Origin of the sequence: Streptomyces sp. NPDC093097 (assembly GCF_044754325.1) — a bacterium.
Classification (GTDB): domain Bacteria; phylum Actinomycetota; class Actinomycetes; order Streptomycetales; family Streptomycetaceae; genus Streptomyces.
Window position 1 is genome coordinate 111,498 of record NZ_JBIVOW010000005.1, and the last position, 17,084, is coordinate 128,581.

General features: G+C 67.0%; 14 protein-coding genes. 3 read left to right on the top strand and 11 right to left on the bottom strand.

Annotated features, from left to right (window positions below; genetic code table 11):
* The first annotated feature begins 926 nt into the window (after positions 1-926).
* Together ACIQE0_RS10565 and ACIQE0_RS10570 are read left to right on the top strand one after the other, a co-directional pair.
* A complete protein-coding gene (locus ACIQE0_RS10565) occupies positions 927-1,193 on the top strand; it encodes a hypothetical protein (protein WP_402330528.1) in 267 nt (88 codons plus the stop codon).
* Between the two features lie 378 nt (positions 1,194-1,571).
* Positions 1,572-2,555, top strand: coding sequence for a trypsin-like serine peptidase (locus ACIQE0_RS10570; RefSeq protein WP_402330531.1), 984 nt, complete (start codon positions 1,572-1,574; stop codon positions 2,553-2,555).
* A 239-nt stretch (positions 2,556-2,794) separates the two neighbouring features.
* On the opposite strand, the gene trxA is transcribed toward ACIQE0_RS10570, so the two are convergent.
* From trxA to ACIQE0_RS10625, 11 genes are all read right to left on the bottom strand, one after another.
* A complete protein-coding gene (gene trxA / locus ACIQE0_RS10575; RefSeq protein ID WP_402330533.1) occupies positions 2,795-3,163 on the bottom strand; it encodes a thioredoxin in 369 nt (122 codons plus the stop codon).
* A 46-nt stretch (positions 3,164-3,209) separates the two neighbouring features.
* Complete coding sequence (gene trxB, locus ACIQE0_RS10580) at positions 3,210-4,184, bottom strand: thioredoxin-disulfide reductase (RefSeq protein ID WP_402330535.1); 975 nt, start codon at positions 4,182-4,184, stop codon at positions 3,210-3,212.
* A gap of 81 nt (positions 4,185-4,265) precedes the next feature.
* Entirely contained in the window at positions 4,266-5,261 is a 996-nt protein-coding gene (locus ACIQE0_RS10585) for a YeiH family protein (RefSeq protein ID WP_402330537.1), read from the bottom strand.
* An 86-nt stretch (positions 5,262-5,347) separates the two neighbouring features.
* Positions 5,348-5,530 carry a hypothetical protein gene (locus ACIQE0_RS10590; RefSeq protein ID WP_402330540.1) on the bottom strand — a complete coding sequence of 61 codons (183 nt, stop codon included), beginning with the start codon at positions 5,528-5,530 and terminating at the stop codon, positions 5,348-5,350.
* Positions 5,531-5,921: 391 nt separating this feature from the next.
* The gene (locus ACIQE0_RS10595; RefSeq protein WP_402330541.1) at positions 5,922-7,121 is read right to left on the bottom strand and encodes a cytochrome P450; all 1,200 of its coding nucleotides are present in this window, start codon (positions 7,119-7,121) and stop codon (positions 5,922-5,924) included.
* A gap of 67 nt (positions 7,122-7,188) precedes the next feature.
* The gene (locus ACIQE0_RS10600) at positions 7,189-8,331 is read right to left on the bottom strand and encodes a cytochrome P450 (RefSeq protein ID WP_402330543.1); all 1,143 of its coding nucleotides are present in this window, start codon (positions 8,329-8,331) and stop codon (positions 7,189-7,191) included.
* An 85-nt stretch (positions 8,332-8,416) separates the two neighbouring features.
* Entirely contained in the window at positions 8,417-11,503 is a 3,087-nt protein-coding gene (locus tag ACIQE0_RS10605) for an amino acid adenylation domain-containing protein (protein WP_402330546.1), read from the bottom strand.
* A 74-nt stretch (positions 11,504-11,577) separates the two neighbouring features.
* Positions 11,578-11,961, bottom strand: coding sequence for a pyridoxamine 5'-phosphate oxidase (locus ACIQE0_RS10610; protein WP_402330548.1), 384 nt, complete (start codon positions 11,959-11,961; stop codon positions 11,578-11,580).
* Between the two features lie 1,214 nt (positions 11,962-13,175).
* Positions 13,176-14,063 (bottom strand): M4 family metallopeptidase, encoded by an 888-nt coding sequence (locus tag ACIQE0_RS10615; protein WP_402330550.1) that lies wholly within the window; start codon positions 14,061-14,063, stop codon positions 13,176-13,178.
* Positions 14,064-14,869: 806 nt separating this feature from the next.
* On the bottom strand, positions 14,870-14,995 hold the full coding sequence (locus ACIQE0_RS10620) for a hypothetical protein (protein WP_402330553.1): 126 nt from the start codon (positions 14,993-14,995) through the stop codon (positions 14,870-14,872).
* Positions 14,996-15,490: 495 nt separating this feature from the next.
* Positions 15,491-16,378 carry a LysR family transcriptional regulator gene (locus ACIQE0_RS10625; RefSeq protein ID WP_402330555.1) on the bottom strand — a complete coding sequence of 296 codons (888 nt, stop codon included), beginning with the start codon at positions 16,376-16,378 and terminating at the stop codon, positions 15,491-15,493.
* A 198-nt stretch (positions 16,379-16,576) separates the two neighbouring features.
* On the opposite strand from ACIQE0_RS10625, the gene ACIQE0_RS10630 reads away from it, so the two are divergent.
* On the top strand, positions 16,577-16,966 hold the full coding sequence (locus tag ACIQE0_RS10630) for a VOC family protein (protein WP_402330558.1): 390 nt from the start codon (positions 16,577-16,579) through the stop codon (positions 16,964-16,966).
* Positions 16,967-17,084: the final 118 nt, after the last annotated feature.

The window sequence follows — 17,084 nt, forward strand, 5'->3', positions numbered from 1 at the left end:
CTCCACACCCATGGGCCACCACCGCCGTGCGGACCCGCCGCACGGCGGTGTCCCCGGGCCATCGAAAATGACGTATCCAAAACGGTTGCCAACCACCTCAGCCGCTTCGGCTTCCAGTGTCAGCGTGCACCGGAGTGCGGGGCGTCCGGTCGCACGCGAAGGAATCCTTGCGCCCATGGCCTGCGTGGCGAAGAGACGCTCGCACCCAGCCCCTCAAGAGAGAAATGCTTGGCACACCTGTCGGATTCTCAGCCTGTGAACCGCTTGACGTACGGGCAATGCCCCGGCAAATAGTGCTCCAGGTCGCCCTCCCCCGCCGAGCCATTCCCACGATCGTCCGTCTCTCCGCACGGTGACGGAGATCGGCCTCTGAGCTCGGAGGTTCGCCGATACGTAGCGATCCTCCGGTGCGGGAACGGCTCGCGTCGCCCGCCGCAGTCACCGTTGGCCAACGCGCCAAGGCGACGTCAACGCCTGCGTACTTGCGCAATGATGGCGCTACGCTCCAGCACGTGAGAGACCCCGACATCGAGGCGTCTGTCACGACAAAGGCCACTCCCCCATGACGTCGAGAGCCGACCCACGCGCGGCACGGCGACCCGGGACCACGGTCTGACCTCAGCAACTGTCCGGCAAGGGTTGCGCCGTGCTGCGTCACACCCGACAACAAGCAGAGGGGAAACGTTCTTCAGTGCTGTCCCGGCCCGCCCGTTCGCCGGGCCACGGCCGACGCACTCGCACCAAGACAGCCCGGCCCTCTCGGCCTCGCCGTCAACCATCCTCCCCATCACCATCAACTCACCTATGTCCAGGTTCAATTGACTGTTCTCTTCAGGGGGTGTCCCGTGAATCTTCTCCCTCGTTCGCGCTTCCGGAACCTCAAAGTCCCCGCGTGTCCGGTGACGGTGCATTGCGCACTCCAGGTCGTGTGCGACCAGCAGGCGGAGGTCGAGGTGCATGCCCTGTGCGTCCGCGCGTTCATGGGATGCGGGGTACGCGTGGACAGCCGCCACATCACGCGGCCGGACAACCACGTCAATGTGCTCACACAGGTCACCCTCGTCCCGGACGGCCTCGCCACCACCGCGCTGGAACGGCTGGTCGTCCAACTAGCCCGAGAGCCTGGGGTGCGCAAGGTGTGCTGGCACCTCTATACCGAAGGCGCTGCCGCGCTCGGCCCGCCAACCGGTTGACCGGACAGTGAGGGGCCCTGTCAGGGCTTCATCGACGCGACGCCCTGAGGGGTGTCGCCTGGGGACGACCCGCTGCTGCGGGAACGAGCGCCGGCGATCGGCGCCGACGGTCGAATGACACGTCGATCAACGACGCTGGCCCGTGCACTCTTCGTCCCCACCGCATCACACGCAGGGAACGCACCACACATCCTGACGGTGCGTCACGGGAAGCCGATTTTGGCATGTGCCCTTTGTGAAGGGGGTTCAGTGGCAGTACGTAGGAAATGGCTGGTCGGAACGGTGGGTTTCGCGCTTTGCGCGTACGCACTCAGCGTCGGCCAGGGACTGGTAGCCCCGGCATCCGCGGGACAGGACTCGGCCGGTCTCGTTCCGCGAGTGCTTCGCAACGACGTCACCCTGGTATCCGGCCTGTTGAGAAACCTTCCCTTGCCTGGGAAGGCGCGCAACCGGGAGGAGGAGAAGTACTGGACCGCTCAGCGAATGGCCGAAGCCGTTCCCGTTGACCTGGCAAGCATCCTTCACCTGGATGCGACCGTGTCGACAACCGTCGAACAGCTCAGCCATGCCGGCCTGTTGAGCAGTGCCAGTGTCCTTCCCAGCGCGGCCGAGCACTTCGAGGGGATACCCATGGTGGGCACCTTCTTCTACGACGGTACTCCGGTGAACGGAAAGGCCACATACTGCACGGGCAGCGTGGTACACAGCAACGGTCACAGCCTCATCCTGACGGCCGGACACTGCGCCATCGGACTCACCCACGCCAGGCACGCGATCTTCGTGCCCGACTACCGTTTCGGATACTCTTCCACCGCCCAACCCTATGGAATCTATCCGGTGACCCGCCTCTTCGTAGACCCGCGCTACCGGACCAACTCCAAGCAGGCGGTATCGGACCTGGACCTCGCCTTCGTCCAGGTCTCAACGAACAGCAAGCGCAAGACAGCCGAAGCCGCCGCTGGTGCACTGACGTTCACCCGGACGCCGGGCTACAACAACCGCGTCACAGTGATCGGCTACCCCTACTCCGCCTCCCTCAACAGGGCACACCAGGCCGTGCGTTGCGATGTCCCCACCCGCAGGCTGCCAGGCTTCCGCCAGATGCAGATGGAGTGCGGAGGCTTCTACGGGGGCGTCTCCGGCGGTCCGTGGATCAGCGGCTACAACCCTTCCGCGAGAACCGGAAACGTCATCGGGAACGTGGGCGGATACAACGGCGGCGGGAACGACGCCAACGACGACAACGTCACCTACTCACCCCTGTACGGCAAGGCCGCCCAAGACCTCTACAACGACGCCAACACACACCGCACCGTCCGCCGCCCTCGCCCCTACAACCCGGCTGACACCAGCACAGGATGAAGCTCCGGCGCCTCCCCCTCCCCGTCGCCGTCCCGTAGCAACGGGCCAGTGGCTGGCCACCGATCCCGTCGCTCGATCGTTACCGGCCCCTGCTGCTGCGGGGGCCGGGTGCTTTCGGCCGCAGTCGATCGTGCTGCCGCAGCAGGTCCGGGAAGGGGGCCGCGTCGTCTACAGCGACGTCGGCCACACCTCCAACTAGCCGTACCTCGGCTTGAGTTGGCGAGGTGCGCCTCGTGGAATCAGTCGGGCGCGCGACCCGGCTGGTGTGGCTGCTCTCGCGTAGCGGGTGCCCAGTGCGTGAGGTCGCGCTCGATGGCGGCCTTCGGCTTGGCACCGACGATCGTCTTCACGACCTCGCCGGCCTTGTAGACGTTCATGGTCGGGATCGACATGACGCTGTACTTGGCGGTGGTCGCCGGGTTCTCGTCGGTGTTCAGCTTCGCGATGACGATCTCGTCGTGCTCGGCGGCAATGGCCTCCAGGGACGGAGCGACCTGGCGGCACGGGCCGCACCAGGTGGCCCAGAAGTCCACGAGGACGGGCTTGTCGCTCTTGAGGACGACCTCTTCGAAGTTGGCGTCCGTCACGGTCACCGTGGCACCGGCCATGGCAATCTCCTTACTGGGTGGGTGGTGGGAAAGCGGGGTGCGCAGGTCAGGCGGAAGCGGTCTTCTCCGGCTCGGCCGTGGCCTCGCCGTCAGAGAGCGCCGCGAGGAACCGTTCGGCGTCGAGGGCGGCGGAGCAGCCGGTGCCGGCGGCGGTGATGGCCTGGCGGTAGGTGTGGTCGACGACGTCGCCGGCGGCGAAGACGCCCGTCAGATTGGTGCGGGTGCTGGGTGCGTCGACGGTGAGGTAGCCCTCGTCGTCGAGGGTGAGTTGGCCCTTGAACAGTTCGGTGCGCGGGTCGTGGCCGATAGCGATGAACAGGCCGGTGACCGGGAGTTCGGAGGTCTGGCCGGTGGTGACATTGCGCAGCGTCAGGCCGGAGAGCTTGGTCTCGCCGTGGATCTCAGTGACCTCGCTGTCCCAGACGAAACGGATCTTCGGGTCGGCGAAGGCGCGTTCCTGCATGGCCTTGCTGGCGCGGAGGCTGTCGCGGCGGTGGACGACGGTGACGGTCTTGGCGAAACGGGAGAGGAAGGTGGCCTCTTCCATGGCGGTGTCGCCGCCGCCGATGACGGCGATGTCCTGGTCCTTGAAGAAGAATCCGTCGCAGGTGGCGCACCAGGAGACGCCGCGGCCGGAGAGTTCGTCCTCGCGGGGCAGGCCAAGCTTGCGGTGCTGGGAGCCGGTGGTGACGATGACGGCCTTGGCGCGGTGGACGGTGCCGGCGGTGTCGGTGACGGTCTTGATCTCTTCGGTCAGGTCGACGGAGACGATGTCGTCCGGGACCAGTTCGGCGCCGAAGCGTTCGGCCTGGGCGCGCATGTTGTCCATAAGGTCGGGGCCCATGATGCCGTCGCGGAAGCCGGGGAAGTTCTCCACGTCGGTGGTGTTCATCAGGGCGCCGCCGGCGGTGACGGCGCCTTCGAAGACCAGGGGCTTGAGGGATGCGCGGGCGGTGTAGAGCGCTGCGGTGTAGCCCGCGGGCCCGGAGCCGATGATGATCACGTTGCGGACGTCGCTCACGGGTGTCTTCCTTGTCCTGGTCGCAGGGAGTGGCGGGGGGCCGGGCCCCGATGGTTGTTGGAGCCCGGAGCGGCGTTGCGGTCACAGGAGGTGGGTGAGGGGGTAGAGGAGTAGGGAGAGGGCGGCGATGGTGAGCCAGACCAGTGCGGTCAGGAGCAGGGGGCGGGCGCCGGCGGCACGGATGTCGCGGGGGCACAAGGACAGGCCGATGGCTGAGAGGGCAAGTGCGGCCAGGTAGTTGGCGGTTGCGGCCAGGGCCGGATGCCAGGTGTGCGGGATCGCGCCGAGGGAGTTGATGGTCACGGCGGCGAGGAACCCCAGGAGGAAGAGGGGTACCAGGCGGGTGAGGGGTGGTCGGCGACGCGTGGGTTTGGTGTCTTGTGTGGTGCCGTCGGCCGGGGCGGGGCTGCGGTGTACCGCCAACGTCAGGCAGATCGGGACGATGGCCAGGGTCCGGGTCAACTTGGTGACCAGTGCGGTCTGCCCGGCGATGTGTCCGTAGCCGTAGGCTGCCGCGACGACGGAGGAGGTGTCGTGGATGGCGGTGCCGCTCCACAGGCCGAAGGCGTTCTGGGACATCCCCAACAGGTGCCCGAGCAGCGGGAACAGCACGACGGCTGCGGTGTTGAAGAGCAGGATCGAGCCGACCGCGCAGGCGATCTCGGCCTGGCTGGCCGCGATCAGCGGGGTGACGGCGCTGATCGCGGAGGTGCCGCAGACCGCCGATCCGACGCCGATGAGGGTGCGGACGTTGCCCTCCACCTTCAACAGCCGGGCGTAGAACCAGGTCGCCGCCGCGGCGGTGAGCAGGATCAGGATCAGAACGGGCAGGGCGCGGGAGCTGAGCCGGGCGACCTTGCCCAGGCTCAGCCCCGTGCCGAAGAAGACGACGGCCACACGCAGGCCGCGACCACCCGCCAGGGCCAGACCGGGGCGCCAGCGTTCGGTTGGGGCCCGCACGGTGGCCCCGGCGATGCCGAGCAGTATGCCGACCATGGGGGCGCTCAGGAGCGGCGAGAGGGTGCTGATGGCGGTGGCGAGCGCAGCGGTGGCCGCCGCGAGTGCCAGGCCGGGCAACGGTCGACGCCAGGATGTTGGGCCCGTTCGACGGGCAGGTGCCGGGTGTGCGGTGTGGTGCGATGGTGCGGTTGTTCTCTCGGGGTTCATCGGTGGGACACCACGTCGCTTTCCCGGCCCGTCAGTGGGGTGCCGACCATTCCCGCGGCGAGGGTTTGACCATCGGCGGGGGAGATGAGGATGAACGATCCGGTGGCGCGGCTGTCGGTGTAGTCGTCGAGGGGGAGGTCGGAGGCGGTGCAGAGGGTGAGGTGGCCGATGTCGTTCACAGCGCCGGCCGCATGCGCAGCCCGGCGGGAATCCTGGAACGCCTTGAGCGAAAGCGGGGCAGTAGGTTCATGACCACCTCTGGCGAAGTCAGTCGATGAGAGGGGAACGGCGGCCGTTGGTTGGTGAGCAAGGCCGGCGTCGGGGTGAGAGGGAGGAAAGGTCGGCCGTTCCACCACGAGGTCCATCGGCCCTGGCGCTGCGGCGATTTGGGGCAGACCAGCATGAACGACTCACCCGCTTTGCTTCGTTGGGCGGCGCGAACGTTCCTTTCCCAAGCGCCCCTCGATGTGCGATCGCCGAACTGGTACGTCTATGTCGAGGAGTTCCTGGGGGTGTTCTGGTAGGTCGTTTGCGGTGCTCTGGAGCTGTGTCTGGTGTTCGCCCGGGGCGTCACCAGACGACGGGGAGTGTCAGTGGTGATTTGCTGGGGGAGGTGTCGTCCCAGGTGGGTTGGTGTCCCTCGGCGATGCGCAGGTGGGGGAAGCGGTCCAGGAGTGCCTTGAGGGCTACGGTGAGTTGGGCGCGGGCCAGGTGGGAGCCGATGCAGTTGTGGGTGCCGCGGCCGAACGCCAGATGAGGGTTGTCGATTCTGCGTAGGTCGAGTTGATCGGGGTTGGCGAAGGTGTGGTTGTCGCGGTTGGCGGCGGCGATCACGGGGAGGACGGCCTCGCCCTTGCGGATGGTCTGTCCGTGCAGGCTGAGGTCTTCGTTGGCCTGGAGGACGACGACGCCGTTCATGACCGGCATGTAACGCAGGAACTCCTCAACGGCACTGGGCAAGAGGCTCCGGTCGTCGCGCAGGCGTCCGTATTGGCCGGGCTTCTGGAGCAGCGTGAGCACCGTGTTGGCCAGGAACATGGTGGTGGTGCGGTATCCGGCGACGAGCATGGAGAGGCCGAAGCTGATCAGGGTTTCGTCGTTCAAGGCACCGGTGTCACGTGCGTGGATCAGTGTGGTGAGGATGTCGTTGGTGGGCGTGCGCTGTTTCCGTCTGATCAGGCAGGAGATGTACTCTCGCAGGCTTTGGGTTGCTCTTCGTCCCTCGTCAAGGGTGATCAGTGCGCCAAGGGCGGCGTCGGCCAGGGGGAGGAAGTGGTCGCGGTCCTGGTAGGGGATGCCCACCAGCTCGCACATCACCATCAGGGGGAAGGGTTCGAGGTATGCGCTGACCAGGTCCGCTGGACTGTTCTCGGCAGTGAAGGCATCGAGGAGTTGGTTGGCGATCTGGCGGAGGGAGGGAATCCGGGCTTTGATGGCCCTCCTGCTGAACGGTTTTGCCAGGGCTCTGCGCAGGGCGGTGTGTTGGGGTCCGTCGAGTTCCATCATCGTGACCAGTCCTGGTCCGTCGCTGGCCGCGTGGTGGGGGCGCGGTGGCCAGTCGTTGATGGTGGGCCGGGTCAGTCGGGGGTCGGCCAGGAGTGCGCGGACGTCGGCGTGGCGGGTGACGTACCAGGCACTGGCATCCATCGGCATCCGGACCCTGGCCAACGGGCACTCCCGGCGCAACCGCGCGTACTCCAGGGGCGGGCCCATGCTGCCCGGAGTCGGCAGGGGCATGTTGATGAGGCGTGTTGGCGGTGTGGTGTTCATGGCTGCTTCTTCCTCGTCCGGGTGCAGGGCCGTCGGTTGGCCCAGAGAGGGTGGGCAACGGCTGGGTTCACCAGGTGACCGGAAGGGTGAGGGGAGACTTGGTGAGGGAGGTGTCGTCCCAGGTGGGTTGGTGTCCCTCGGCGATGCGCAGGTGGGGGAAGCAGTCCAGGAGTGCCTTGAGGGCTACGGTGAGTTTGGCGCGGGCCAGGTGGGAGCCGACGCAGTTGTGGATGCCGCGGCCGAACGCCAGGTGGGGGTTGTCCGAGCGCCCCACGTCGAATCGTTCGGCGTCGGTGAAGACGCTCTCGTCCCGGTTGGCGGCGGCGATCACGGGGAGGACGGCCTCGCCCTTGCGGATGGTCTGCCCGTACAGGCTGAGGTCTTCGTTGGCCTGGAGGACAACGACGCCGTTCATGACCGGCATATAACGCAGGAACTCCTCAACGGCACTGGGCAAGAGGCTCCGGTGGTCGCGCAGCCGCTCGTATTGACCGCCCCAGTTCAGCAGCGTGTGCACCGAGTTGGCCAGGAAGATGCCGCTGATGCCGAATCCGGCGGTCAGCACGGAGAGCCCGAAGGCGGTGACGTCCTCGTGGGTCAGGGCGCCGGCCGCGCACTGCTGGATCAGGAGCGACAGGACGTCGTCGGCGGGTAGGCGACTCTTGTGCTCGATCTTCTCGGCCACGTACGCGCGCAGCAACTCCGTGACCCGTTTCCCCTCCTGGGCGCTGACCATTGCGCTGAGGGCCTCCTCCAGGACCGGCAGGAAGCGATGCCGGGGTTCGTAGGGGATGCCCACCAGGTCGCACATCACCAGCAGGGGGAAGGGGGCGGTGAAGCCGGCGACGAGATCGCCGGGACGTCCGCCTTGGTGGAAGGACTCCAGTAGTTGCTCTGCGAGTTCGCGCAGGCGCGGAAGGCGGTTTCGCACGGCTCTGGCGCTGAACATCGGCGCCAGGGCTTGGCGCAGGGCGGTGTGCCGTGGTCCATCCAGTTCCGCCATCGTGGTCAGGGCGGGGCCGCGGCCGGCGTCCTCGTCAGGGCGCGTTGGCCAGTCGTTGATGGTAGGCCGGGTCAGTCGGGGGTCGGCCAGGAGTGCGCGGACGTCGGCATGGCGGGTGACGTACCAGGCACTGGCATCCATCGGCATCCGGACCCTGACCAACGGGCACTCCCGGCGCAGCCGCGCGTACTCCTCGGGCGGACCCATACTTCCCGAAGGTGGGAAGGGGAACGCTATGAGCTTCCCGTCGGGCTCGTTGTCCCCAGCGCTCGGCGACGGCGAGGCCATGCGTTCAGTGCCTTTGCGTTGCGGTGGGGACAGGAGCGGCGGAGGAGACCGGGCGGGGTCGGTTGAGGTAGCCGGTGGCGTAGAAGTAGTCGAGGTAGCGGTCCAGCAGCCGCGTGTCGACGGGCGGGCAGCTCAGGTCGCCGGTGAAGCGTTCGACGTTGGCGCGTCCCAGGGTGGGGAAGGTGCCCTCGAAGAACATTTCCTTGACGGACATGTCGGCCTTGTTGCTGCGGTCCACGCACAGGGACACGAACGGGGCTGTGGCGCTCGTGGGGTGCTGGGCGACGTGGCGGAGGAGTTCGTCGACCCATTCTTTGTAGGGGAGTTGGCGGATGGAGTGTCCGGCCGCGCGCATCCGGTCGAGCATGTCCTGTAGGTGTGCTGGGCGAGGGTTGGTGAGGTGGTAGGTGCGGTTCGTCGCCCGGTGTCCGAGGGCTATCCGACAGATCGCGTCGGCGAGGTAGTCCACGGGGACGAAGTCCATCGGCAGGGGGATGTCGGGTGCCAGTCCGGTCTCGGCGATGGTTTTGAACAGTGAGCAGATCGCGGTCTCGGTGTTGCAGGCTCCGGTGTGTCGGTCGCCGGTGATCTCGTAGGGGCGGTATATCGCCACGGGCAGGCCCTGGTTGGCCGCGTTGTGCAGGCTCTGTTCGGCTACCCACTTGCTCTCGGCGTATCCCATGGTCAGCCGGTCTGCGTGATCCAAAGGCAGGTGCTCGTCGACGTGACGGACCCCGGCGGTCCCAAAGCCGGCCACCACGGCGATGGTGGACAGGAAGTGCACCGGTACGCCGCGCACGCCGGCCAGCCGAATGAGTTCTTTGGTGGCAGCGACGTTGGCCCGCCGCAGAGCGGTGTAGGGGTAGAGGAAGTTGACCTGCGCCGCGGAGTGGAACACGAGATCAAGGGTGTCGGCGAGTTCGTCGAAGTGGCCGTCGCCCAGGCCGAAGCCGGGTTCGGCGAGATCGGCGGGAAAGCACACCAGACGGTCCGCGGCAGGCCGGGCAAGGCCGTAGCGGTCCAGGTTGGACGACACTCGGCGCCAGGCGTGGGCGCGGTCGCGACTGCGCACCGGGCAATGGATACGGGCGCGAGTGGTCCGCAGCAGCCGGTCCAGGAGGAACGCCCCGACGAACCCCGAAGCTCCGGTCAGCAGGACGTTGCGCGGCAACTGCCAGTTGGGGGAGGCCCCTTGCCACTGGGGGAGAATGAAGCCCAGTCGCGCTTCGGCCCGGAAGTCCACCGCGGGCGTGGCGGGAAACGTCGCGCGGTCTTGGGCAGCGGCGTCGACGGCGGCGGCGAAGCCGCCCAACGTGGGGTCCTGAAGCAGGCTTTGGACCAGAGCGCTGCCGTGCCGGGCGTCGATGCCGAACGCGGCCAGGGTGCGGTTGACCGCCTCGGCGGCCAGCAGTGAGTCACCGCCCAATGCGAAGAAATCCTCCTGTGCATCGGGGCGCACGCCCAGGACCATCTGCCAGATGTCGGCCACAATGCGCCGGGTACCGGTGCTCTGATCCCTCTCCTTGGACTGTGGCCGGGGCTCGGCCATCCCCGTCATCTCACGCAGCTGGTGCCGGTCGACCTTGCCCGCGGAGGTGACCGGGAAGACGGCGAGTTGCATCAGGTGCGCAGGGACCGCCGAAGCCGGCAGCCAGGCGGCAAGCTCCTTGCGGACGTGGTCGAGGGGGATGGTCTGCCCGGCGCGGGCGGGGGTGACGTAGCCGACCAGGAGGTCCCCCTCCAACTCCACGGCGGCCTCGCCGACTCGCTCGTCCGCCCTCAGGCGCGCCTCGATCTCGTCCAGCTCGATGCGGTGTCCACGCAGCTTGATCTGGCGGTCCGCCCGAGCCCGGTATTCCAGTTCGCCGTCCTCGCGCCAAACGGCCCGGTCGCCGGTGCGATACATGTGATCCCCCGGCACAAGCGGGCTCTCCACGAAGCGTGCGGACGTCAGCTCCGGGTCGCCGAGATACCCCAAAGCCAGACCATCCCCACCCACGAACAGCTCGCCCTCCTCCCCCACCAGCGCGGGCCTGCCGTCATCCCGCAGAACGCAGCAGGTGGAATGCTCAAGCGGCCGGCCGATCGGCACGGCCGTAGCCCCCACAGGCACATCGCGCACCAGGTGTGCGGTGGACACCACGCTGTTCTCCGTGGGCCCGTAGAAGTTGACCACACTCGTGTCCGGGCAGGCGTGCAGTACGGCCCGGGCCAAGTCCGGGTCCATGGCCTCTCCCCCGGCAGAGGCGAACCGCAAGGTACGCAGCGTCTTTGGCCTGGTGCGCGCAATGTAGTGGAAGACGCCGGTCGTGAGGTAGGCGATGGTGACACGCTCACAGACGAGCCGCTCTTCGAGCACGGCGGGTGAGAGCAGCTCTTGCCTGTCCACCAGGACAAGGCTGGCACCGCTGAGCAAGGGGGCCCAGATCTCGATGGTGGAGGCGTCCGAGGACAGGCCGTAGGCGTGCAGAACCCGGTCACCAGGACGGGGGCGCTGAGTGACGAGGTCAGAGGCAGCAAGCCGGATCACACCGCGGTGCGGGATGGCCACAGGCTTGGGTCGACCGGTCGAACCGGAGGTGAACATGACGTAGGCACAGTCCGTCCCACTCACGCTGGGCAGCGGCGGCCGGGAACACGAGGCGGGCTGGGCGGCGACCAGGTCGAGACGGGTGCGTACGCGTCGGAGCCGGCACACGGTGCCGGGCAGGGTCACGACCGTGTGCACTCCCGCGTCGTCGACCATGGCCTGAAGGCGCCGGGATGGAGTGGAATGGTCCAGGGGGACGTAAGCGGCGCCTGCCTTGAGGACCCCCAAGAACGCGACCAGCGCTTCCAGCGAGCGGCCCCCCAAGACGCCGACGGTGTCTCCGTGCCGCACCCCAGCCTCATACAGCCTGGCCGCCAACGCATCAGAGCCGCATTTGAGTTCGCGGTAGCTCAGAGTGCGTTCGTGGTGAACCGCGGCCTGCGCGCGTGGGCGTGACACCGCTTGCCTGTCGAACAATTCATGCAGGGAACCCTCCCGCGGATACGGCACGGTGACCGAATTCCATGTCGTCACGGGTTCACTCAAAACGCCGATCGTCATCGAACTGTCCCCTCCCTCTGTGTGCGGGACCCACCGAGGCGACCCCGCTCCGGCCGAGAATCGGCCGGTAGTGGTTAGCTGAATTGCGCGGCGAAGGCGGCGAAGTCGGCCGTACGCCAGTGTTGCGGGCGCATGCGGAAGAGAATGTCCTCGCGGAGCTGGTGACTATTGGCCACCAAGTACGCCGCGGCTGTCTCCGAATCCAGGTAGCGGCGGGCCAACATCTCGTGCGCGTCCGGCGGTAGCGGGTCCTCAACGGCCACCACGGGGCCCTCCACGCTCACGTACTGGTAGGGAGGCACCTCCTTCTGCACACACAGACTGAACCGCTTCGCCTCCAGAAGCAGCTGAGCCTTCACCGATTTCCGAGCGGTCTGCACGATCACTTCACCGCCCGGCTGGTAGCCGTACCACACCGGCACCAGCAACGAAGACCTCACACCACGGGAGTCGTCCACCCCCAGGACGCCTACGTGAAGGTCGGAAAGAAACCTCTCCCGACCCTCAACGGACATCGCTAAATCCACGGCACGCCATCTCCCTTGTCATAGGGGAAACCGAGATCCCGCGAGGAACACCTTCCTTACCGGAAGCATCCCTTGCTCGAATCATCCTCTGACGGGACACCTTGACCCTAGAAATCCTCACATCCGAACGTCAACGACACTTGGCGAAACTTGGAAGAATCGTCAGCATCACTTGGCAGCGAACGGCCTATTCCCATCGTCGAAACTTGCGTTTCGCGTTCCCCAAAAGCCCCTGCACCAGCGGATTCAAGAGCAAGCAAGTCGAACTTTTTCCCTGTACTGGCCGAAAATAGCGCGCCTCAAGTAAGAGCCGACTATCGGCCACAGGAAAGCAACAGGAAAGCCACAGAGAAACAACGATCGCGGTCGACTACCCCGCACAGCGGCGCCACCCGGAAACACCAGGTCGACGACATTCCTTGAGTCAGAAGAGGACACCGGGATGACAAACCACTTCTCCTCGGTGAAGAGACTCCCAAGCCTGTACACAGAAAGAGCCAAAGGACCTCGATAGAGACGCACCCGCTGCCACACACAGTCCAGTCAGGGCGCCGACGGTCATGGCCGAAACGACGGATCCGCAAATGCCTTACCCAAGCCCCACACGACGCTCCCGATACCGCACGGATGACGCTGAACCTGGCAACAGGGCTCCGGAATCGCCTGCCACGGCCAGCACGCCTCACTCTTCCGCAGCGGCGCTTCGTTGCTCACCCGGGCATGGCGGCGGCACGCACGAGGACATGAAGGGGCGGCCGTGTAAGTACCTGCTCCGGGGCACCGACCGGGTCACCCACACCGCCGAAGACCTCCTAACGATGGAGGACCGGCTCAACACCCGCCCCGGAAGCCCTGGGTAGCGCATATCAGTGTCGTAGGCGATGCCGGGAGTGGCACTGCGTTGGCGGCTGTTCTTCTCTCGCCGGACGGCCAGGTGCGCATCTTGTTGCAGCCCTTGGCCGGGGCGGTTTTGCGGGTGGCCATGCTCAGCGCTCACGCGCACCTCGCGATGCCTTGTCGTCCGCGGAGAGCTCCAGCAGCACGATCACCAGGTGGGGCAGTTCGGCGCGAGCAGGTTCAGGTGGCCGTCCACCGCCCGCGCCTGAGCACCTGGCTAGTTCACTCACCCCAGTCCTCGTCTTAACTCAGGTGGTTGTGGGCACCTGTACTTGGGCCCAGGCGTCGAGGACGGCCTGTTCTTCCTCGCCTTGGCCGTAGCGGTCGCGGGCGGCGGTGACGGTCAGGCGGGCGAAGTCGCTGAATTGTGCTTGTTGTTGAAGCTGGCCGCTGGTGAGCGCGTCGTACCAGATCTGGCCTGCGCGTTCCCAGGCGTGGCCGCCGAGCGCCGTGGCTACCAGGTAGAAGGTGTGTGCGGGGATGCCGGAGTTGATGAGGACTCCCGCCTTGTCTTCGCGGGTGTGGACGTAGTCCTTCATCGCGGCCACCTGTAAGTCCGTGCCGACGTTGTCGCCGTTGTAGGCGGTGCCGGGGGCCTTCAGGGAGCGCAGGGCGCCGTGCCCGAAGGCGGGGCCGGTCGCGTCCGCGCCCATGAGCCAATCGGCCTGGTCGGCCCTCTGTCCGAGGGAGCGCTGCTTGACGAGCGAGCCGAAGACGTCTGCGAGGGAGAGTGCGAGGGCTCCGGCCTGGCCGGTGAACTCCAGTCTGGCGGTGTGCTCGATGACGCCCATGGTGAGATGGTGGCCGATGATCTCGATCGACCTGCTGACGTTCCGGTAGAACGTCCCGTCGCCGTCCCCCACGACCACCCGTTGGTGCTCGGTATCCCAGAAAGCGTTCGGGAGGTCTTTGCCGTAGTGGACGGTGGCAGCCAGCCGGAGCCCTTTGCCGTCAAGGGAGTTGCGCCCGTACACCTTCCAGAAGAGGTCGAAGGTGACGCCGAGCCCTTCAACGAGGCGGTTGACGGCCGTGTCCTTCGAGGGACCGTCGCCCTCGAAGTAGGCCAGTGCACCGGGCAGGAGCTGCCGGTTCTGGGCGTCGTGGACGATGCGGATAGGGCTGGCTGAGATCTTCATGGGCCGGCATCATGCCGACGGGCCACCGCACTGTCACCGTCGCAGATGAAGAATCCGCCACCTCGATCAAGTCCGCTCAATTCCCATCCCATACGCAGTGCTTGCTCACTTCCGCGATCACGAACGAGCGTCCCCGCTCTGCGATCCAGCCCTACGCAGGATCAAAGGCGTCGCCAACCCCCTTTCCCGTTAGGCCATTTCACGGAGTCGCCCGGCCGTTCAGCGGCCAGGCGGACAGTACAGGTCGGTACACCCCCGCCCCTTTCGGCAGGGCCTCTATGTTCGCAGCAGCGTTCAAGAGCCCCGGCGCTTGATGCACGTGCGTGGAGAGACGCCCGCACGGGGTATACCGGTCTCACCGGAAGAGGCCATGGATGGTTCACGACCTGCCACACAGCCACCAGGACCAGAAGCGGTGAGCGGGCTGTGGCGACAGGTGCTGGCTGCCTTCACCGACGACCTACCACCGAGCTCGCGCTCGCGAGTGCTGGCCCGCGCCGCAGCCGAACTCGCCCACGCCCACCGGGGCAAGGGTGGCCTGCCACCGACAGTAGCAGAGGTCCAAACAATCGCGTTCGAGGAGTTCGGCCTACTCTTGGACAGCAAGGAAGCCGAGACGGCGCTGGCATCCCGAGCTCACCCCTAACCAGCACCACACCGACGTGTCCGTCGAAGCGGAACCAGCTCACGCGGAACACCACACCGCGTCCATGAACATCGGCCCGTCTGGCTGGTGCCACACCGGACGCAGCAAGTACCCGCACCTGCGTGGTGGCGTCGGCATAGGTGGTGAGATGACGAGCAGCTCAAGCGTGGCGGGGTGGCATCGCGCCGGCGACGCCCTGGCTCAGCGAACTCTCCGCCTTGTTCAGGGCCCGCCCGGCGGGCCGGGGCGAGAGGGGCTGGTCCCAGGTCGCGCCGATGCGAGCCATCGATTCAGCCTCTCGTGGTCGGCTACCAACTGTGACCGCCGGGATGCGGAAGCCGGTTCGAAGGCCGCAAGGGCACGGTTGGCGGACCAGGACCGGATCAACAGCACCGTGACCGCATCGAGTTCCCGTCGGGTGCGCCAGCGCGCGCAGGCTTCCTCCCGCAGCGCGAGGCCCGCGTTGAAGAACTCGTTGATCAGTCGCTCGACCTGAGGGTCTGGCGCGTTCACGGCGGCCTTCCTTCACTCCCGTCTCTAGCCTCCTACCGACGTGCTTTCGGGCCGTAGGGCCGAACGGCCCCGCTGGTCCGTACAGCGCGGTGGTCACCGTGAAAGGCCCTGCAAGGGGCGCGGCTCATAGTCAGCAGGCGCATGCCCGTTCGAGCGGGAGCTGTGTAAGCAGGACTGCCGGCGGCAGTTTCAGAGATGAGGGGGCAGCCAGCCGTCGGGCGGGCGGTGCGACGGGCTCAGCGGCGATGTGTCGAACGGCCCCAGGCGGTCATGCGGCCGAGGGCTGTGTGCCGACGCCTAGCAGTGCGAGGAAGGCGGAGGCGGCGGGTGATGGGGGGAACTGGCCCCAGACGAGGCGTTCCACCCGTACAGGCCCGTTGGTGACCGGCACAGCCCGCAGGCCGTGGAGTTCGGCGACGAACGTCGCGGGCAGCAGGGCGATGCCCAGCCCATGGCGGACCATGGGGGCCATGAGTTCGACCCCGGACACCTCGAAGGCGACCTCACGCCGCAGGCCCGCGGCCGCGAACGCCTGGTCCGACTGGGCGCGGGCGGCGCTGCCGTCGGCGAAGTCCACGAACACCTCCTCGGCCAGGAGGCGGATGTCCACCTCGTGTCGTGTGGCCAGTGGGTGGTCCGGGGCGAGAACGGCGACGTGCTGCGCGTGGGCGAGTTCCCGGTCGTGGACGCCGTGCGGCGCGAATCCGGGTTGTACGCCGAGCAACGCCGCATCCAATTGACCCTCGCGCACCCGCTCAATGAGCTGCTCACTGGAGCCGGCCCGCAGACTGATCCGCACCTGGGGGTAACGCCGACGGAAGTCCCGTAGCACCGCGGGGAGGTCCACGGCCCCCACGGCGGGAATCGATCCCACGGTCAGCTTGCCCCGAATCTCGCCGGTGACCGCGGCTACGTCCGCACGAGCCCGCTCGGCCGCTTCCAAGGCCCGGCGGGCAGCGGGCAAGAACGCCTCCCCGGCGGTGGTCAGCCGCACCCGGCGGCTGGTCCGCTCGAACAGCCGGGCACCCAGTTCCTTCTCCAACCGGGCCACTTGGTGGCTGAGCGCGGACTGGACGACGTGGCACCGCTCGGCGGCGCGGGTGAAGCTCGCGGTCTCCGCCACCGCGACGACGTAACGCATCTGCTGCAGATCCATCGGTCCATGATGAAACGCGATGGATATCGATGACAAGCATGTGTTGGACCGATGGATGCCTGCTCGACGATGCTGAAGACAACGACGGACCACGGCAGTCAGCAACCAGTCACCGACCCGGATCGCACAGTCCGGGACCGTCGGCACCGTCGTACCACCACCGGCGCCGGCTCGGCGCCCGACCCAGCGGAGACACCTATGCGCGTGATCGCTTTCGACCACCTCGTCCTCAACGTCGCCGACATCGAGCGCTCACTCGACTTCTACACCGGCCCACTGGGGCTGGAACCGGTGCGAGTGGAGGAGTGGAAGACCGGCAAAGCCCCCTTCCCATCCGTGCGGGTGAGTCCCAGCACCATCATCGACCTCGTCAAGGCGTCCGACGAGCGACCGCAGGGCTCCAACGTCGACCACATCTGCTTGGTGGTCGATCCGCTCGACTGGCAACAGGTCATCGATTCCGGCGTCTTCACCGTGCTGGACGGTCCCGGCAAGCGCTACGGTGCCCGCGGCACCGCCATCTCCCTCTACGTGCAGGACCCGGACGGCAACACCGTGGAACTGCGCTGGTATCCGCAGGACACCTGAGTATCGCTGGCGATCCATACACTTTGGCGTACATGTCGGTTCGGCAGTGCGGGACGAACGCCGAGTGGGAGTCGTACCGAAATGATGCGCTCTCACCTGCCAGAGTTACGCGCCGCCG